18 protein-coding genes are annotated in these 19,844 nt (G+C 39.9%); 4 read left to right on the top strand and 14 right to left on the bottom strand.

The window, feature by feature from the left end:
• Positions 1-6: 6 nt before the first annotated feature.
• The 4 genes from metG to ACVC7S_RS02965 form a co-directional block, all read right to left on the bottom strand.
• Positions 7-2,004, bottom strand: a complete 1,998-nt coding sequence (gene metG / locus ACVC7S_RS02980) for a methionine--tRNA ligase (protein WP_447266133.1) — start codon at positions 2,002-2,004, stop codon at positions 7-9.
• 135 nt (positions 2,005-2,139) lie between these two features.
• Positions 2,140-3,399: an ABC transporter permease gene (locus ACVC7S_RS02975; RefSeq protein WP_447266132.1), complete on the bottom strand. Its 1,260-nt coding sequence runs from the start codon at positions 3,397-3,399 to the stop codon at positions 2,140-2,142.
• On the bottom strand, positions 3,400-4,101 hold the full coding sequence (locus ACVC7S_RS02970) for an ABC transporter ATP-binding protein (protein WP_000733788.1): 702 nt from the start codon (positions 4,099-4,101) through the stop codon (positions 3,400-3,402).
• The gene (locus ACVC7S_RS02965) at positions 4,085-5,269 is read right to left on the bottom strand and encodes an efflux RND transporter periplasmic adaptor subunit (RefSeq protein WP_447266131.1); all 1,185 of its coding nucleotides are present in this window, start codon (positions 5,267-5,269) and stop codon (positions 4,085-4,087) included. Before ACVC7S_RS02965 ends, ACVC7S_RS02970 begins: the two co-directional genes overlap by 17 nt.
• 268 nt (positions 5,270-5,537) lie before the next feature.
• Here ACVC7S_RS02965 and gor point away from each other — a divergent pair, with 268 nt between their 5' ends.
• Both gor and ACVC7S_RS02955 read left to right on the top strand, forming a co-directional pair.
• On the top strand, positions 5,538-6,884 hold the full coding sequence (gor, locus tag ACVC7S_RS02960) for a glutathione-disulfide reductase (RefSeq protein WP_447266130.1): 1,347 nt from the start codon (positions 5,538-5,540) through the stop codon (positions 6,882-6,884).
• Between the two features lie 143 nt (positions 6,885-7,027).
• Positions 7,028-7,564 carry a biotin transporter BioY gene (locus tag ACVC7S_RS02955; RefSeq protein ID WP_447266129.1) on the top strand — a complete coding sequence of 179 codons (537 nt, stop codon included), beginning with the start codon at positions 7,028-7,030 and terminating at the stop codon, positions 7,562-7,564.
• Between the two features lie 159 nt (positions 7,565-7,723).
• On the opposite strand, the gene ACVC7S_RS02950 is transcribed toward ACVC7S_RS02955, so the two are convergent.
• The 3 genes from ACVC7S_RS02950 to ACVC7S_RS02940 all read right to left on the bottom strand — a co-directional run bounded on the left by ACVC7S_RS02950 (position 7,724) and on the right by ACVC7S_RS02940 (position 13,975).
• Positions 7,724-12,646, bottom strand: coding sequence for a putative Ig domain-containing protein (locus tag ACVC7S_RS02950; protein WP_447266128.1), 4,923 nt, complete (start codon positions 12,644-12,646; stop codon positions 7,724-7,726).
• Between the two features lie 297 nt (positions 12,647-12,943).
• Positions 12,944-13,363: a hypothetical protein gene (locus tag ACVC7S_RS02945; RefSeq protein WP_447266127.1), complete on the bottom strand. Its 420-nt coding sequence runs from the start codon at positions 13,361-13,363 to the stop codon at positions 12,944-12,946.
• A 12-nt stretch (positions 13,364-13,375) separates the two neighbouring features.
• Positions 13,376-13,975: a hypothetical protein gene (locus tag ACVC7S_RS02940; RefSeq protein ID WP_447266126.1), complete on the bottom strand. Its 600-nt coding sequence runs from the start codon at positions 13,973-13,975 to the stop codon at positions 13,376-13,378.
• Between the two features lie 668 nt (positions 13,976-14,643).
• Between ACVC7S_RS02940 and ACVC7S_RS02935 the strand changes: the two genes are divergently transcribed.
• On the top strand, positions 14,644-15,201 hold the full coding sequence (locus ACVC7S_RS02935) for a TetR/AcrR family transcriptional regulator (protein ID WP_447266125.1): 558 nt from the start codon (positions 14,644-14,646) through the stop codon (positions 15,199-15,201).
• 33 nt (positions 15,202-15,234) lie between these two features.
• On the opposite strand, the gene ACVC7S_RS02930 is transcribed toward ACVC7S_RS02935, so the two are convergent.
• Positions 15,235-15,453, bottom strand: coding sequence for a YdbC family protein (locus ACVC7S_RS02930; protein WP_000807432.1), 219 nt, complete (start codon positions 15,451-15,453; stop codon positions 15,235-15,237).
• Between the two features lie 104 nt (positions 15,454-15,557).
• On the opposite strand from ACVC7S_RS02930, the gene ACVC7S_RS02925 reads away from it, so the two are divergent.
• Positions 15,558-15,878: a hypothetical protein gene (locus ACVC7S_RS02925; protein WP_447266124.1), complete on the top strand. Its 321-nt coding sequence runs from the start codon at positions 15,558-15,560 to the stop codon at positions 15,876-15,878.
• Between the two features lie 27 nt (positions 15,879-15,905).
• Here ACVC7S_RS02925 and ACVC7S_RS02920 read toward each other — a convergent pair whose 3' ends face one another.
• From ACVC7S_RS02920 to kphA, 6 genes are all read right to left on the bottom strand, one after another.
• Positions 15,906-16,244 carry an ATP cone domain-containing protein gene (locus tag ACVC7S_RS02920; RefSeq protein WP_001196052.1) on the bottom strand — a complete coding sequence of 113 codons (339 nt, stop codon included), beginning with the start codon at positions 16,242-16,244 and terminating at the stop codon, positions 15,906-15,908.
• Positions 16,245-16,255: 11 nt separating this feature from the next.
• Positions 16,256-16,975, bottom strand: coding sequence for a tRNA (guanosine(37)-N1)-methyltransferase TrmD (gene trmD / locus ACVC7S_RS02915; protein ID WP_447266123.1), 720 nt, complete (start codon positions 16,973-16,975; stop codon positions 16,256-16,258).
• Positions 16,965-17,483 carry a ribosome maturation factor RimM gene (gene rimM / locus ACVC7S_RS02910; RefSeq protein ID WP_447266122.1) on the bottom strand — a complete coding sequence of 173 codons (519 nt, stop codon included), beginning with the start codon at positions 17,481-17,483 and terminating at the stop codon, positions 16,965-16,967. The genes trmD and rimM overlap by 11 nt, the downstream gene beginning before the upstream one ends.
• A 75-nt stretch (positions 17,484-17,558) precedes the next feature.
• Positions 17,559-18,416, bottom strand: coding sequence for an alpha/beta fold hydrolase (locus ACVC7S_RS02905; protein ID WP_447266121.1), 858 nt, complete (start codon positions 18,414-18,416; stop codon positions 17,559-17,561).
• 91 nt (positions 18,417-18,507) lie between these two features.
• On the bottom strand, positions 18,508-19,467 hold the full coding sequence (locus ACVC7S_RS02900) for a DMT family transporter (protein ID WP_447266120.1): 960 nt from the start codon (positions 19,465-19,467) through the stop codon (positions 18,508-18,510).
• 127 nt (positions 19,468-19,594) lie between these two features.
• Positions 19,595-19,834, bottom strand: a complete 240-nt coding sequence (gene kphA, locus ACVC7S_RS02895; protein ID WP_000379617.1) for an RNA-binding protein KphA — start codon at positions 19,832-19,834, stop codon at positions 19,595-19,597.
• Between the last annotated feature and the right edge of the window lie 10 nt (positions 19,835-19,844).

The raw sequence follows: 19,844 nt of genomic DNA, 5'->3' as shown, positions 1-19,844 counted from the left end.
TTGCTTCTAGCCAATCACACTTCCGTTTGGTACAGCTGGATCAACTGTAAGAAGGGTTAGTTTGCCATCATGTTCAGCTGAGAGAATCATCCCTTGACTGACATATTTTTTCATCATCTTGCGTGGTTTGAGGTTGGCAACGATTTGTACTTTCTTGCCGACCAATTCTTGTTCATTTGGATAGTATTTAGCAATTCCTGAGAGGATTTGACGATCTTGACCATCACCGGCATCTAGGCGGAATTGGAGCAGCTTGTCAGAACCTTCCACTTTAGACACTTCTTTGACTTCTGCCACACGGATCTCAACCTTGTCAAAGTCTTCGAACTTGATTTCTTCCTTGTTTAGCTTGAGTTCGACTTCATCTGGATTCCATTCTTTTTCAACGGCTGGTTTGTTACCTTCCATTTGTTCTTTGATATAGGCGATTTCTTCCTCCATATCCAGACGTGGGAAGATTGGAGTTCCTTTGGCAACTACAGTCACATCTATTGGGAAGTCAGCCAAGCTCAAGTTCTCAAGACTTGCTACTTCTTCCAAACCAAGTTGAGTCAAGACTGCACGACTTGTTTCCATCATAAATGGTTCAATCAAGTGGGCTACGACACGAAGACTGGCTGCCAAGTGGCTCATAACACTTGCTAATTGGTCACGAAGAGCTTCATCCTTGGCCAAGACCCACGGAGCAGTCTCGTCGATGTATTTATTGGTACGTGAGATGATGGTCCAGACTGCTTCAAGAGCACGTGGGTAGTCAACTGCTTCCATGTGTGTATGGTAGTCGGCGATTGATTGTTCTGCAACCTCTGCAAGAGCATTATCAAATTCTGTCACACCTTCTACATAGGCAGGGATTTGTCCATCGAAATACTTGTTGATCATGGAAACCGTACGGTTAAGGAGGTTTCCTAGGTCATTTGCCAATTCATAGTTGATACGGCCTACATAGTCCTCTGGAGTGAAGGTTCCATCTGAACCAACTGGAAGGCTACGCATGAGGTAGTAACGAAGTGGATCGAGGCCATAGCGTTCTACCAGCATTTCAGGGTAAACGACATTCCCTTTAGACTTAGACATCTTGCCGTCTTTCATGACAAACCAACCGTGGGCAATCAAGCGGTCTGGCAATTTGATATCCAACATCATAAGAAGGATTGGCCAGTAGATTGAGTGGAAACGAAGGATGTCTTTTCCGACCATTTGGAAGACTGTTCCGTTCCAGAACTTGTCAAAGTTACCATGCTCATCTTGACCGTAACCAAGAGCTGTCGCATAGTTAAGGAGAGCATCAATCCAAACATAGACAACGTGTTTTGGATTTGATGGGACTGGCACACCCCAGGTAAAGGTTGTACGAGAAACTGCCAAATCTTCTAAACCTGGCTCGATAAAGTTGCGAAGCATTTCATTAAGGCGACCATCAGGAGTGATAAATTCAGGATGAGATTTGAAAAATTCGACCAAACGGTCTTGGTATTTGCTGAGGCGAAGGAAGTATGACTCTTCAGAAACCCACTCCACTTCGTGACCTGATGGAGCGATACCACCAGTTACATTTCCAGCTTCGTCACGGAAAACTTCTGCCAGCTGGCTTTCTGTAAAGAATTCCTCATCTGATACTGAATACCAACCAGAGTATTCACCTAGGTAGATGTCATCTTGAGCAAGCAAGCGTTCAAAGACTTGCGCCACTACTTTTTCATGGTAGTCATCCGTCGTACGGATAAATTTATCGTATGAGATATCGAGCAATTTCCAAAGTTCTTTGACTCCAACTGCCATCCCATCAACATAAGCTTGTGGTGTAATCCCAGCTTCTTCTGCTTTTTGCTGGATTTTTTGACCATGCTCGTCAAGACCTGTCAGATAAAAGACATCGTAGCCCATGAGGCGTTTGTAGCGAGCTAGGACATCACAAGCGATGGTTGTGTAGGCAGAACCGATATGAAGTTTACCAGATGGATAGTAAATCGGTGTTGTAATATAAAAATTCTTTTCAGACATAATTTTTCCTTTCCAGGCTAATGAAACCTGTTTTTCTAACACTTCATTATATCATATTTTTAGTGATTTTCGATAGGAAAATCCATACAAAAACAAGATAGACAAATGTCCATCTTGTTTTTCCTCTTGTTTAGATTACTCATAGCGAAGGGCTTCGATTGGATCAAGCTTAGAGGCTTTATTGGCTGGCAAGACTCCGAAGATCATACCAACGCTAGCTGACACAGCCAAGCTAAAGAGAGCAATTGGGAGGGACACCCCAACTTCGATACCTGCAATCATATTTTGCAATAAGATACCCGCTATCATTGTCAAGCCTGCTGCACTGACTAGACCGATGACACCACCTAGCAAGGTCAAAATCATGGACTCAATCAAAAACTGAACTAAGATATTAGCCCGTGTAGCTCCGAGAGCCTTACGCAAACCAATCTCACGCGTACGTTCTGTCACCGAAACCAGCATGATATTCATAACACCAGTTCCCCCGACAAAGAGAGAGATTCCTGCGATGGCACTGATAACAGTGGTCATAAAACCAAATAGTTGTTGTACCTCTTGGAAGGCGGCAGTGGCGTCCGCAACTTGGTACTCCCCTTGCTGAAGACCTGCAATCTCAGTCAGTTTTCGAGCCAACTCTGGACCCAAGGTCTGCGTTAGACTAGTATCATTGACACGAAAGACGATGTTCGAGATTTCATCAGTATTAAAATTAGCTGCGAGAGAGATATTGGTCGTAATTGGAAGACCACCAATCCCAAAGGCTTTAGCAGTTTTGGCTTCATTGCTTGTATAAACGCCAATCACACGGTAACTAAATTCATTGACAGAGATGACTTGATTAACCGCAGCTTCTGGACTATCAAACAAACTCTTAGCTAGTTCTTCGTCCAGCAAAATCACACTGGCAAATTCCTTGTAGTCTTGCGGTCTTAGACTTCTACCAGCAACGATCTCATTTTCAACTGCGTTCATGTAGGTGCTATTTCCACCAGTCAAAGTCGCCCGTTCAACCTTCTTATCCTTATAAGATAGGGTGACGTTGGTCGAGTTGGTGACATAGTAACTGTCTACTCCTTTAAGTTTAGCAGCCTCCTTGACCCAAGACTCCAGTGGTTTTGGTGGTTCAACATGAACATCCTCTTCTTTCCCACTGACTGTCAAAGCTGACTGGCGCTGAGTAAAGGAGCCGTCCTTGCTTTTGATAGGAGAGAAAAAGACATGGATATCCTTCTGTGATTTGGTCATGTTTTTATTGACCTGACGAGACATGGAGTCTCCCAGAGCCATGATGACGACGACAGAAGAAACTCCGATGATAATCCCAATCATGGTGAGGAAGGAACGCATCTTGTGGGCCATAATGGATGAAAAGGCAAATTTCAGATTCTGCATCTAGTTTTCCTCCTTTTCTACCTGAGCACTGTCTGATGAGATGACCCCATCACGAATGACAATTTGGCGTTTGGCATAGGCAGCTATCTCAGGCTCATGCGTGACCATGATAATGGTCTTCCCTTCCTTGTTTAACTCCACCAACAGTTGCATGATTTGATTTCCTGTCTTGGTATCCAAGGCTCCTGTGGGTTCGTCTGCTAGGATGATAGAGGGATTATTTACCAAGGCACGCGCAATCGCTACACGTTGCTTTTGACCACCTGATAACTCAGAAGGCAAATGATGACTACGTTCCGTTAGCTCAACCTTTTCCAGAAATTCCTCAGCCAATTTCCGTCGTTTTGAAGCCGAAACACCAGCGTAAATCAAGGGCAATTCGACATTTTGAAGAGCATTGAGTTTGGACAAGAGAAAGAACTGCTGAAAGACAAAGCCGATTTGCTGGTTGCGGACCTTGGCCAGTTGTTTCTCTCCAAGACCTGCAACTTCTTGACCTTCAAGATAGTACTCTCCACTGGTTGGTGTATCCAGCATTCCAATGGTATTCATCAAAGTAGATTTACCAGAACCGGACGGTCCCATAATGGCAACAAACTCACCCTCATGAACTTCTAAATTGATATTTTTAAGAACCTGAAGTTCTTGGTCACCATTTCGATAACTCCTACAGATATTTTTTAGACTAATTAGTTTCTTCATCAGCCTTCACCTCTTTTCCTTCTTCCAAGGAAGATGTTGGATTACTGATGACCTTGGCTCCGTCTGTCAAACCTGAAGTAATTTCTTGGTTGTCTGCGTCCGCATTCCCCAAAGTAACTTCTACCTTCTTCGCTTTTTTCTGGTCATCAACGAGCCAGACATAGTTTTTGTCATTTTCGGTAACAACACTTGTCAAAGGAACAAGGATAGCTTTACTTTTGTTCTTAACTTCAACGCTGACTGAGAAGCCTTGTTTCAACTCACCGATATCGCTAGTCACATCAACAGTATAAGGATACTTAGATCCAGTATTCCCTCCAAGGGCAGCATTTGCTGCTTCCCCGTTGTTTTTAGGATAATCAGAAATATAGCTGATTTTACCTGTCCAGCTCTTATCTTGATAAACCTTCGAAGTAAAGGTAACTTCTTGCCCAACAGAAAGATTAGCAAGGTTGTATTCAGACAACTCCCCTTTGACCTGCAAGTTTTCATTACTTACGACATGTACTACCACTTGACTATTACCTGTTGGCGATTTGGAAACATTACGATTAACTTCAACTACAGTCCCTTCTAGTGTACTGAGGACAGTTGCAGCATCTAGCTGAGCTTGAGCCTTGTTGAGCTGAGCCACAGCATCTGCACGGTTATCCTTGGCATCACTGATTTGAGAATCAATAGAAGATACTGAAGAAGTCGCTGCTTGCGCTTGTTCTGGGAGTCCAGTTTCTGTTGGGACCTGTGGAGAAGCTGGTGCAGCTGATGCATTTTCACGAGCTTTTTTTAACTCCTCGATATGACGGTCTGCCTTTGCAACTGCTCGACTGGCTGCATCATAGGCAGCTTGGGCATCGGCACTGCTGTATTTCACCAACGCTTGCCCTTCTTCAACCTTGTCGCCAACTGAAACAAGGATTTCATCCAAATCTCCCTTGCTACCATCAAAATAAACGTATTGTTCATTTTTTGCTGTGACGGTACCTGACAAGAGAACCGATGAGGCAACGGAACCTTCCTTGGCAACAACGATATGAGAGGTTTCAGTCTTGACTACTGACTGGGAAGGCTGTCTAAAAATCAAAATCCCCGCAGCACCGATAACAATAGCACTGGCAACACCAATCGCTGTGTATAATTGCCATTTTTTTACCTTTTTTGTTCTTTTCATAGTTAATCTCCTTTTTCACTTTAAGCTTACAAAAACCATTATATCAAAAATACTAGACCCAAACAATGATCGTTCAGAGAGAAACAATGACAGTTCAGGAGAAATATTTCGTTCGGTATTTGTTTTTTGGATTATTGTACTAGATATATAATACACTATCTTTGAAAAAATGGCAAGTGTTTTTGTAATTTTTTTAAACGTAGCAGATTTTTGCATTCAAAAAATAAAAACGATAGAATATGACTATCAAAGCTATAAGGAGTCTTCTATGAGAGAATATGATATCATCGCCATCGGTGGAGGGAGTGGCGGCATCGCCACTATGAACCGAGCTGGTGAGCACGGCGCCAAAGCAGCTGTTATCGAAGAGAAAAAATTAGGTGGAACTTGTGTCAACGTTGGCTGTGTTCCTAAGAAAATCATGTGGTATGGAGCGCAAATTGCTGAAAGCTTCCACCACTACGGTCCTGACTATGGGTTTACGAGTTCAAATGTTCAGTTTGATTTCGCAAAACTTCGTCAAAACCGTGAAGCCTACATCGACCGCGCTCGCTCATCTTATGATGGAAGTTTCAAACGCAACGGAGTTGATTTGATTGAGGGGCGTGCTCATTTTGTTGATTCCCACACTGTCAGTGTTAATGGTGAATTGATTCGTGCAAAGCATATCGTGATTGCGACTGGCGCTCGTCCAAGCATTCCAACTATTCCTGGAGCTGAACTCGGTGGTAGCTCAGACGATGTCTTTGCTTGGGAGCAACTTCCTGAATCCGTTGCGATTCTTGGAGCTGGCTATATCGCTGTTGAATTAGCAGGTGTTCTCCACGCACTCGGAGTAAAAACTGATTTGTTTGTCCGTCGTGATCGTCCCTTGCGCACGTTTGACAGCTACATCGTTGAAGGTCTTGTCAATGAAATGGAAAAAACAGGCCTTCCTTTGCACACACACAAGGTACCCGTCAAACTCGAAGAAACTGAGCAAGGTATTGCCATTCATTTCGAAGATGGTTCTAATCACACTGCAAGCCAAGTTATCTGGGCTACTGGCCGCCGTCCAAATGTAGACGGGTTGGAGTTAGAAAAGGCTGGAGTTACACTCAATGAACGTGGGTTTATCCAAGTGGATGAGTATCAAAATACTGTTGTAGATGGTATCTATGCCCTTGGAGACGTTACTGGTGAGAAGGAACTAACTCCAGTAGCCATCAAGGCTGGACGTACCCTATCTGAACGTCTCTTTAATGGGAAAACAAGTGCTAAGATGGACTACACAACTATCCCTACTGTTGTCTTCTCCCACCCAGCAATCGGAACCGTGGGATTGACTGAAGATCAAGCTATCAAAGAATACGGCCAAGAGCACATTAAAGTCTACAAGTCAAGCTTTGCATCTATGTACTCTGCCGTTACAAACCATCGTCAAGAATCTCGCTTCAAACTCATCACAGCTGGTGCTGATGAAAAAGTTGTTGGCCTTCACGGACTAGGATACGGAGTGGATGAGATGATTCAAGGATTTGCAGTCGCTATCAAGATGGGAGCGACAAAGGCAGACTTTGACGCTACAGTAGCTATCCACCCAACTGCTTCTGAAGAATTTGTGACCATGCGCTAGTTATCGCAAGAGACCTGAAGAGGTCTCTTTTTACATGTAAAATCGGCTGTTACAAAATTGTTACCTCGTTATAAAAAATAGGTTGACTTTTTCTTCTGAATTAGTATAATAGTTACTATAATTTTGAAAAGAGGTTAACAGTTTTGAAAAAAGCTCATATCTACGCTATCCCTGCTATCGGTGCGGCTCTCATCGCCGTTTTGGCACAAATCAGTCTCCCTATCGGTCCTGTCCCCTTCACTCTACAAAACTTTGCAATCGGTCTGATTGCTACTATTTTTAGACCCAGAGAAGCAGTTCTATCTGTAGCTCTCTATCTCCTGCTGGGTGCCATTGGTTTACCTGTTTTTGCAGGGGGAGGAGCTGGATTTCATGTTTTAGTTGGTCCAAGTGCAGGCTATCTTTGGTTCGACCTTGTCTATGCGGGACTTACATCTTATCTCATCCATCAAAATAGTGGCTACATTCGCATTTTCCTAGCCAACCTCTTGGGTGACTCCCTGGTCTTTGTCGGAGGTATTCTCAGCCTCCACTTCCTTGCTGGGATGCCATTTGATAAGGCGCTTGCAGTAGGTGTCCTTCCCTTTATCCTTCCTGATCTTGGTAAAATCATTGCCATTAGTTTCATTAGCCGTCCCCTCCTAGAACGATTGAAAAGCCTTACTTATTTTTCGAAATAAAAAGCTCAATCATCTTCTAATTTGAAGTTTCCAAACAGTTATGTTGATTGTTTTTCTATTTTGATTAAGAACACATAGTCACATAACCAACTAATCTTATAGAAAAAGAGAGAACAGTGTTCTCTCTTTTTTATCAGTCCAATATAGCTATAGATTTAGTTAAATTTTCTCATCTCTTTTTCTAGACAAAGCATAGCTTGCTGTTGCTAAACCTGTAAGAGCTAACAGGGGTAGAAATGGTAAATCTTCTGAGCCTGTCTTTGGTAGTTCTCTCTTCAAATCAGAATCGTTATTAAATTTTGAAAGAGGTATAAATTTATCTTCAATCGGTTGCGGAACCAATTCCATATCAGGTTTCGGACTTGGTTGTGGATTTGGTTGTGGGATTGGCTGTGGATTTAGTTGCGGATTTGATTGCGGATTTGGTTGTGGACTTGGTTGTGGATTTGGTTGTGGATTTGGTTGCGGATTTGGTTGTGGACTTGGTTGTGGATTTGGTTGCGAATTTGGTTGTGGATTTGGTTGCGGATTTGGTTGCGGATTTGTTTGTGGGGTTGGTTGTGGGTTTTTTTCTTTTAGACAACCACAATCACGTATAAAGAGTCTATTAAGTTCTTTACCATCACCATCTTTAATAATTACCCAATAACCTGTTTGTCCATCTTTGTTTTTTCCAGATTCCGTAAGAACACTTGGAGTTTTTCCATCTTTACCGTCACGGATAAAGGTACGACTAATAATTCTACCTTCGGAGTCACGAACGATAACCCAAACACCTGTATAACCATCTTCATTTTTTCCAATTTCAGTAATAACAGTTGATGACTTACCGTCTTGACCATTTTGACCGTCCTTACCATTTTGAACAAAAGTACGACTTACTTCCTGCCCATCACCATCATAAGTAACAATCCAAACACCAGAATTTCCATCCTTATCTTCCCCTGTTTCTGTCAGAACTTTAGGGGTTTTTCCATCCTTACCATTACTAATAAAGTTTCGACTAGTAATATTGCCATCTGAGCCACGAACAATGAGCCAGACACCTGATTGACCTTCGCTGTCCTGACCAAATTCAGTAACTATTGTTGATGACTTACCATCTTTGCCATTCTGACCGTCCACTCCGTCTCGGCCATCTTTACCGTTCTTGATAAGGGTATTGGCTGTTTGTCCATCTGGATTAACCACTTGGAGAGTATGCGTGCCATCGCCATTATCTACTACCGTTATGGTTGGGCTTTTTCCGTCTTGTCCATTGACACCATCTCGACCATTCTGACCATCCACTCCGTTACGGCCATCTTGTCCGTTTCTAATATCAATGACATCAATTAGAATATCTTTCGACACTGACTTTTCAGCAGTAGTCGCCGTTGCTTTCACTGTATAACTACCTGCTACAGTTGGCAAACCCGAAATAGTCTTTGTGACTGCATTATAAGTTACTCCACTAGGAAGATTCGCTTCGTCTATCGTCAATACTGTTCCAGCTGTATGAGTAATAGTGATATCAGATAGAGATTTTCCTAAAGTTATCAATTGGCGCCCACCTGAAACAGTCAAATCAAGTTCTTTTTCAACTTTAGGAGTTACAGTAAGAGTTAGGGTATCAATTTTTGCAGCCCCTCCTATTTGAGTAGGATTTTGGGCTTGCATTCTAATTTTGATAACTCCAGTTTTTGTTGGACTGCCTGTTATGGTTTTAGTAGCCGCATTATAGGTCAAACCATAATCCGAAAGCACGTTATTAATTTCTTCCTCTTCTACAATCCCATAAGGCGTTTTCATGCCGACAGTAGATAAATTATTATGCGATATCACTGCAGGTGTTATCTCATCTCCAATAGCAACTGTCTGGTCTTTGTTAGAAATAGCAATAGAAACTGGAGATTCTGTAACTTTTATGATAACTTCTGAATTTGCAGTCTTATTCCCCATAATATCTGGATAACTAGCTTGAACATTTATACGATAAGTTCCAACTTCAGTTGGTATTCCAGAGAAAGTTTGTGTTGACGAATCATAAGTGACGCCATTTGGTAGAGAACCGTAATAGCTAATTTTTGCACCCTCTGATGCTTCTAGCTTAATAGGAGGCATTCCAGATAAAACTTGGACTGTTCTCTCACCACCTGTCACTTGAATTGGTTTTGATGCAACAATCACCTTGAACCTTCCTCTAGGAGTATCGCTAGAAATGTTTTCATATCCAACATTATATGAAATAGCGAACTCTCCAACTCTTTTAGGTGTCCCAGAAATCGTATTGGTATTTGGATCAAAACTAAGTCCTTCAGGTAATCCATAGAGATTTTGTTTATAGATCCATCCGGACGTACTTGGCGACCCAACAACTGCTCCCTCACTCGATGAGAGAACAAAATTTTCAATAGGTTTACCAGCTTCAACAGTTTGTTCACCACTATTGACTTCAACTGGTTTAGGCTTAACCTTAATAGTAACACTACCTGTCACTTCTTCTCTTCCGCGACGAAGGTTGTATGTAAACGTTTCAGTTCCAGCAATGTTTGCCACACCAGAAATGACTTTTTTTTCGTAGTCAAGTTTCAGACCCAACCTATTATAAAAATCAATTGAAATTGTTGCATTTTTAGGAAGTGGGAATTCAATTGGGTCAATCGTCTCACCTGCTGTTAGCTCACGTGAGTAATCTTCAGCAACCAAGGCACCTGGAAGAACTTTTAGATTTATGTACTTCTGTACGGCTTGCCCATCTTTTTCAACTAGAACTTTTACACGATAGTTTCCTTCAACAAAAGCTCTACCTGCAACCGTTTTGGTTTCAGGGTCATATTTAGTACCTTTCGGTAGTGCGTTTGTGTCAACTGTTAATCTGGCACCGTCAGTGTGGCTAATGACTATATCTTTAAAAATTTCTCCTTCTTTGACGGTCTGATCCGAGTTGGTCACATCAAGATTCAGGGCTACTCCTTCACGCGGTTTCACCTCAAAGGTGAATGTTGTAAAAGTTGTAGAAATGCCGCCCTCGGTGTTATAGTAATCAACTTCCACACGTGCTGTTTGAGTTACGGGTGTTTCTTTAACACCATATCCTTCTAGTGTTTTTGTGACACTATCACCCGATATGGAGGCATAAGTATCTCCACTTTCCGTTACCACACGAATCGCTGCAATAGCAGAATTTCCTGAGAGAGCCACTGGAACACCAGAGAATTTCTTTTCTTCTTGCCATACCTGATGACTAATCGGCTCTAAGACATCCGTAACTTCAAATTGGAAGATACGATTGGGAGCATTGTCTCCAAAATGTCCATCAATAGCACGGAATTCAAAACTATATTTACCAGGAGCAAGTTTTGCACCTGCTTTTTTCTTTATGGTTTGCGTTGCTGAATCAAATTCGAGTCCATCTGGTAGACGAACTGGTTTGATACTTGCATTCACCTTATTAATCTCGATTTTCCCTAAATTCTGTTCCTCGGTAGACCTTGGAACAGAAACGATACCTTCTCTGTTCAAGACAGTGAGTTCTTTATTAGGAGCAAATCGCACATCAGCATTTGTCAGATAAGAACCATTGTTGTCATCCGATGCTTTCGATCTCTCTTCAGTAGTTAACTGAACATTAAAAATTCTTTCCTGTCCAAGTGCATCAACCGTCTTAAACTTGATAGTGAAGGTCCCTTGAGTAGCTGGTAGTTTTGTAAAACGCAGACGATAGGGAGTTGCTCTGGTATGAACATTCCATCCGGAATCACTACCTCCGTAGACATCACCTACAGTTACCAATTCGTAATCTACATCAGGCGTAGTATCCAAGCGTTCAAGCCTCTTCAATAAAATTGGCTTTTCAGGGAAATCATTTTTACTTGCTGAATCTGCTACATAAAGTCCGAGTTCTGTATAGTAGGTCGGCGTAGTCGGTGTAGCATCTGCAATCGTACCTGTTTTGGTACCAGGATCATCAATGTTTAAATGATAACCAAAAGGTGTTGTAGGTATAATATAAGAATTAATCTGAGTATTATCCTCCCCCATATCATCTGTTTCAGTTAGCCAATTAATTGATTTAGATGCACTTAAATCTCTTCTAGAATCTCCCAAAGTAGTTAAACCATATGACTTAGGTTTTGTAATTTCTAGGGGGAGAGTGGCGCTTACAGCTGGATTTGTCTTAGAGACTAACCCAACCTGGTAGATTCCACTTTGGATGCGACCATCCAGAGTCAGTTCCCCATATACATACTCCCCTTCAGGATCATAGGTCAGACCAAGATCCTTAGCCCCTTGTGATAGTTCGACCTCATCAGAGGTGATACGAGTCAATCCCATTTTATACCTTACTTGAACCTTAGCACCATTTTGGCGTAAAGATTGAATTCCACTATAGTTCTCAATCGTCATATAGGGATTGGTATTTTCCGTCGTCTTACTCTCTTCTGAGAGCATATAGACTACCTGACCCGAATGTCCCGAACGCTTCAACTCAGAGTAACCAAGTTCGATAGCAGCTTGCATACGTACAAGGCTGTACTCAAGTTCTGATTTCGAAGCAAAATCTTTCGCACTCAGCTTTTCTGCTAACTCTATTTCTGTTTTAGAAGTTTGAAGAACATCATTAAGTTTCTTCTTATCGTCTCTATCAACACTATCATTTGTTACTTGTTTTTCAATCTCTTGGTTAACAGCTTTTGCCTCAATAACGCTATTATTTAACTGCTCCTTAAGAGATTGAAGATTTTCTGGAGTTTCTTCTGAAGGTGTAACCTGAGCGTTTTCCTTACTCTCGATTATCTTATCTGATGTTTTTTCATCTGTAGCTGTTACAGTGGCGTTATCTTCTACTTTCTCTTCTGAAACCCCTGCAAGTGTTGCAGGAGCCTGATAGGGTTCAGGAATCGCCACATCTTTACTCGATTGGTCAATCAGAGACTCCTCTAGCTTATTGACCTCAAACTCTTCTGTCTTTTTTACCTCGCTTGCCCGAACTTGAGGAGCATTCATGACTGCCCCAACAAAGAATTGACCAACAAGCACCGAAGCTACACCTACACTAAATTTGCGTATTGCAAATCGTTGACGTTTTTCAAAATTCATTTTTATCTCCTTTTACATATACAAAACATTATTTATAGATAGAAAGGCACTTTCTACCTGAGGTAAAGATTAGAAGTCAGCACACTTTTTGAACCTATTTTCTATCTTGTTCACCTATTGATAAGAAAATAGAGTCTATGTGGGTTCGATAGACTTATCAATACACCTAAGGTGACTCCTAAGATCGATCCATAGATACAGATAACATATCATCAGTAAGTCGTAAAATGTCATCAAATACCTAGAAATTTCTGATAGTTGACCATTTTGTTTCAGTCGTTTCTTCGTTAACATCTACTAATTCCTTCTATTCAGCTCTGAAACAACTTGCTTAACCACCCTAGTTCCTGTTTTAAAAATATCAAAGAGATTTTCTAAATCATTTAGAGTGATTTGGGTCACATGTCGAGCAAAAATCCTATTATCAATATCTAAAACAAGGTAATAGTAGAGACAATGAGTTCGATTCAATTCATTTATCTTTTCTAAAAGATCATCGCGATTTGGCCACTCTTCAACATTGGCTAGATTATTAAAAATAATCTGTACTGTAGCTGAGTTTTCTGAATTCTCCAACCAAAAAGCAAAATCAATGATATGGACATCATCGAGAGACAATCGCCCTTTGTAAATCGTCCCATCTTCTCGTCTAATCTCTTGAAATTGAAGTTGACGATTTCGTAGCAATGTTTGAAAAGCAAGATTGATATTCGTCATAAAATTTCTCTCCTAAAAAGAATCAATAGAAAATAGAGGTGGCTCATCCATGTCTACTACCGCCTGTGTATTGGAATTGATATGGCTGATATTGCTGTGTTCAAACTTACCTGTCTGTACAGGATCTGGAACTTGATTATTAAGAATTTGTCCCGAACGATCAATACGATTTTGCCCTGATACGAGTAAATCATCAATAATATGTCCAACATAGTGAACACCGCCAGTATCAATAGAATCAATCATCATAATTTGATTCTCGAGCAGTTGCTTGAGTTCTTGCTTGATATATTCTGTACAATTCATGATATCTTGCCTAGTCACTTCAAGCTGATGGAGTTCTTCATTTGATTTTTCAATATGATCCAACATTTGACTAAGGAGATGATTAGACTGAGCCTCTGCATCTTCAACAATTTGTCGTGAAACACGTTTTGCTTCAATCATTGTTTCTGAAATAAACAGCTCTTTCTTGGTATATTCCTCAATTTTTTCATGTAACTGTAAGTTACGAATCTCCAAATCACGAATTTCAGATTTTAATTCACTGATTACAGTATGTACCGAATCTTGTGAGTAGCCAAATAATAGAGATTTTTTTAGTTTTCTCATATGAAATCCCTTCAACAATATTTTTCTATGCACAAAAAAAGTAGAACATAGTTTTAAATAAGACCATGTTCTTTTTATAGATTAACATAGTTCCTTGATTTATATTATAAAATATTTATATAATTTGTCAAGGAAATCTATACAATTATTTCTATTTTTTTCGTACTTTAATAATTTAAAAACCACTAAAAAATCCTATAGTTTAAACTTCTGACTCATTTCCCCTCTATTTATATGTTTTATAAAAAATTCTCTTTGTTGAATGTTTTTTTATTACTAGATTCATTCTGTTTTATAGTAAATCTGTTTCGATTACATTTTGTATCAGAACAGACTGATTAAAATTACTTGCCTTTCCTCGAAAATATTGATACATTGATTTTTTTATTCCCATTTATCAGAACAATATTAATACTCATTTTGTCAAAAATTTTATAATTTATTCACAACTGATAAAATAGATATATAGAAAAATATTTTAATTTATTAAAAAGACATCAGCTTACATTGTTTTATGATTATAGCACCGTGTAAAACTTTTCATCATTATTTCTAAAAATAGAACTGTATTCCTTTAAAATTTTGTGATACAATATAACTATACAAAAACAGATAATTCAATATTTAAGTTAAATCAAATAAATAATTATAAATAGAAAGGTGAAATCATGCCAAAGAATACTCGTGACTTAATTATTAATTCACTCATCACACTAGCTAAGAAAAATCCTCAACGTAGTTCCTTTACAATGACTGAAATTGCTGCTGAAGCTGGTATCTCACGACAAGCGATTTATCAAAAGCATTTTAACAACTTTGAAGATATTATTGAGTACATTCACGAAGAGACCAATCAGCACATTTTTAACGTCTTTAATAAGTACAGCCCTAACAATGATGGAGATCCCATTTCTTTTTTAGCAGACTATATACTTCCGCTCATATATGAAAAAAAAGAAATTATTAACACCTTGTATACCACACAAGTCGACCCATGTTGGAAGGAGTTTCTGCGTGAGATATACTCAGAATGGGTACTAAAAAATGTTAATTACCAGCTGAAATATAATTTTAGTAAAGAAGACATTGCTTATATCATTACAACCATGGCAATCTCTTTTATCGAAGTCTGGATTCGTAAAGATAATCCATTACCGCCTGAAGAATTTAGAGAGACTTTCATTCAATTGTCTAAAACTTCTCTGTGTGACTATATTGTTTCATGAAAAAAGAATCTTGAGTTCCACTCAAGATTCTTTTTATTGTCCACCTTTAAAGGCATCGACCATTACCTGAAATTCTTCATTGGAAAGCGTGATTCCTTTGCCCATTTTAGTATGGTCAGGACTCCAAGAACGAATATCAAACTTTGCAGGGGCACCATTAAAGCTAACTCGATTTAGTTCTTTTGTCCAGCCTTTTTCATTTTCGGACAAAGTGAGTAAGTGTTCTTCGATTTCAAATGTAAATTCTGCCATTTTTAACTCCTTTATGTGATATGCTTTCACTAGTCTATTCGTAAAAATCTTGTGGTTTTTAGGAAAATTTTATATAATGTGGATAGATAAGAAGGGAGGATCTTATGAGACAAACATTTAAACTTGTACTAGATAAACTACAGGGTTTTCTCAATGGAAATGCCGAACCTCATCAAACCGAAGACAACTCCCTAACAGCTACAATCGAGCAGGCCATCCAGAAAAAATCTGCTGTTCATGTCATACTTTCTGAAACAAGTTTTACGGGTGATATTGTCAAATATGATGTCAGTCGTCAGCAGATTATTGTCAAAAATTTCACTAGAAATGTGACACGTATCATTCGGATTGGTGACATCAAGAGAATCCGTTTTGTCCCTTCTACGGTAGAAAAAGCACAGAAAAGTCTATTTAAGAAAGAGTGAGATGTTCTTTGCATCCCACTCTTTTTCTTAACGGATTTGTTCAAAATGAAGGTGAACTGCGATATGATCACCATAACCACTTCTCTCCAAATCTCGTTGCAAGCGATAAGAGATATAGTGCTCCGCAATAGTAATGTAGCCTGCACCTAACAGACGATTTTCAACCATTGATTGGATCATACTAATAGTCGCACGTTCTACTTTTGCCTCGTCCAAGTCCAAGACTACTTTTTTAGTAACTTGAGCTAGGTTTTGACGTAGATCATCTGTCAAAACATAAACTGTCTGAGCTGCTTTTAGGACAGCTTGGTAAATTTTATCTGGATCAAAGTCAGCAACTTCTCCGTTACGTTTGATTACTTGCATAAGGTTCTCCTTTATTCTTTGTTTTCTTTGATTTCTGCCAGCATTTTTTCTTCTTCGGATGTTAGTTGATAGTTTTCTAGCAGGTCAGGTCTGCGCTCGTAGGTTTTCTTTAGACTTTCATAAAGCCGCCACTGGCGAATCTTTTCATGGTGCCCACTCATGAGCACATCTGGCACCACCATGCCTCGATAGTCATAAGGGCGAGTGTACTGAGGATATTCGAGAAGTCCTGAAGAAAAGCTATCATCCTGGTGACTAGACTCCTTACCAATCACTTCTGGTATCAAGCGCACGGTCGCATCAATCATGGTCATAGCCGCCAATTCACCACCAGTCAAAACATAGTCTCCTAGGGAAATTTCATCTGTTACCAAGGTCTTGATGCGTTCGTCATACCCTTCATAGTGACCACAGATAAAGATCAGTTCCTCTTCCTGGGCCAAATCCTCAGCGTAAGCTTGATCGAACTGTTTCCCAGCAGGATCAAGGAGAATCACTCGCGGATTTTTCTTTTCAATGGCGTCAAAGGCATCGAAAATAGGTTGGGCACGGAGCAACATTCCTTGCCCACCTCCGTATGGCTCATCGTCAACATGACGAGCTTTTTCAGCATATTCCCTGAAATTATGGTACTGGATATCCAAGAGCCCCTTTTCTCTAGCCTTTCCAACAATCGAGTGCTCCAGCGGAGAAAACATCTCTGGAAAGAGGGTTAAAATATCAATCTTCATCGTCTAACCCTTCTAAGATTTCCACTTGAACCCGTTTGTTTGGAATATCAACATGGAGAACTACTGGCGGGATATAAGGTAAGAGTAGGTCTCGTTTGCCTTTTCGTTTGACTACCCAGACATCATTGGCGCCTGGCTGAAGGATTTCCTTGATAGTTCCAATCAAGTTGTCTCCCTCGTAAACTTCCAAACCAATAATCTCGTGATAGTAAAATTCACCATCATCTAAATCGTTCAAATCTTCCTCAGCGACCTTGAGACTATACCCCTTGTATTTTTCAATCGCATTGATATGGTACATGTCTTTGAATTTGATAATATCAAAGTTCTTATGCTTACGGTGGCTGGCGATGGTCACTGTTTGAACAAACTGATCTTTTTCATCGAATAAAGCTAGCTCTGCCCCTTTTTTAAACCGTTCCTCAGCAAAATCCGTCACAGACAAGACTCGCATCTCACCCTGCAGACCCTGCGTATTGACGATTTTCCCAACATTAAAGTAGTTCATCTTGTCTCCTGTATCTATTTCTATCCTTTATTTTATCACGTTCCAAAGATTTTCACAAGTTGGATAGGTCCTACCTTACAAGGCTACTACTTCTTCAAAAAATTCACCTATAAGCTGATTAAACTCTTCAGGATGGTCATTCATAGGTTGGTGTTTGCTATCTGAAATCGTTACTTGACGCGCATTGGGATTTAGAGCAATGATACCATCATAAATTTTCTTTAGGTGTTTGGGAAAATCGTTTTCACCTCTTACTAATAGCATGGGAGGATTTCCTTTATATCCTTCTATCTCATGGACTGCCAAGAACCCTGTGATCCCAAGGTTCAAGAAAACATCTCGCCCAGTTTCTATAATGGCCGTCTTGACCAATTCTCTTGTGATAGGGTTATCAGTACACATTTTTGAATTTTTATCAGCAATCACCTTCCAAGGAATCGTTTTATACATAAGAGAACTATATTTGATTCGACCTCTTTCTTTATCTGATAGGTAACGATGCTGTCCCCAACTATCTACCATGACCAAGGCTAGGACTCTTTCTGGATGGCGATAGGTGTACTCTTGAAATGGATTTCCTCCCCAAGAATGACCAACCAATATCACCTTATCTAGCTGGAAATAGGACAAAATAGCATCTACATCTTGAACAGCACCTTCTAAGTCAGGTAGACCAACTTTCATAGGTGATTCACCCTGTCCTCTAACATTGACAAAATAGAGGTCAAATCCCTCAAAAGCATCATATTGGTGGGCCCACATCTGACTACGGCCACAAGCTCCATGATAAAAAATAATGTGTCCTTTACTTGAGCTTCCAGGACGATGATAAACAACCAAATCACAATCTAATACTGGTATAATGTGGCGTACCAAAGTCTCGGGTTTTCTGTTATAAAAAGCAATAGCTTCAGCAATATCATTTGGCTTCATTTCTACACTCTCTCCTCTTTATCCTAATATCATTCTTGTTATCTATTTTATCATGCTATATTAAAATCATGGTTTTCTAAACTTGATTTCATTAAAAATTTTGAATTTTCTGCATCATTTGGATAAAGAAAAAGACTGCTAAACAATCTTTACTTTTTTTCCTCAGATTCATGCCTAAAATTCCAGCAATAATCAAAGTTGCTCCGATGACATGGTAACTATAAATTGGTTCGTGGAGGATAAGGGCTCCGGCTAGAATGGTCAAAACGGTTCCAAGATTACCAAAGACACTGACGGTTGATGCCCCGAGGCGAACAATAGCATAGATAGAGAGACTACCAGTCACGATAGAAGCTAGAATTCCCAAATAGAGGATGGAAAGCAGATAGGGCATCTGTCCAAGCGGCTCTACGTAGGCTAGTATGTTGCCATCTAGATAGTGCGAGGTCAGGCTTAGCATATTAAAAGTTATGAAACCAACAAATATCACAACAGCTGTCATATCTATAGCCCGATAGCGACCTCCTTTGGACTTGCTGAGGATATTGTTTATTGCATTGGCGAGAACAGATCCCAACATCAAGAGAAAGCCCAAGCTAGCAGTTTCAGTGCTAAAGTTTGCTCCTTTGCTAAGGAAGATGAAAACTACTCCTGCTACGGATAAAAGTAAAAAGAACTTTTGAAGCAAACTTGTCTTTTCCTTGAGAAAGACTGATGCTAAAAGGAGCGTAAAAATTGGGACAAGAGCCTGTAAAATTCCAGCTTCAGAAGACGATATATACTGTAAAGCAAAGGATTGAAAAATAAAAAAGAGAAGTGGATAGAAAAGACTCATAGGAAGAATAGAAAGAATATCTTTTCTACTTAAACTCACTTTGATAAGTTTGGTTTGATGAAGGATGACCAATACCAAAGCTGCGATTGTATAGCGATGCGCTAAGTTCGTTAGAGGACTGGCATAGCCCAAAGCAATCTTAGTAAATAAAAAAGAAAATCCAATGATTGCTGAAAAGGATAAGGCTGCCAAATAGGCTTTTGTTTTTTTGTTCATAAATTATAACTCCCTTTGCATCTAGATATCATCAAGTAAAAATGTATCAGACTAAGACCTGGTACTTCATGATGATCGCTATTACTATTCTCCTCACAAAAAAACGAGACATCTGTCCCGCTTTTTTTTATTTTTCATCGATAACGATTCTTACTTTCTTGTCTTCAGTTGGGACAGAGTAGACAATCGTTCTTATCGCAGAAATAGTGCGACCCTTACGACCGATAACACGACCGACATCGCTTTGGTCAAGATCCAAGTGATACTCCAAAAACTCTGGTGTGTCTTCGATCTTGATAGTTAAGGCATCAGGTTGTGAAATCAAAGGTTTCACAATCGCAATAATGAGATTTTCAATCGTATCCATCTGTCAACCT

Source organism: Streptococcus sp. Z556, from assembly GCF_053010225.1.
The sequence above is the reverse complement of the archived record's forward strand: the minus strand, read 5'-3'. Positions and strand labels throughout refer to the sequence as shown.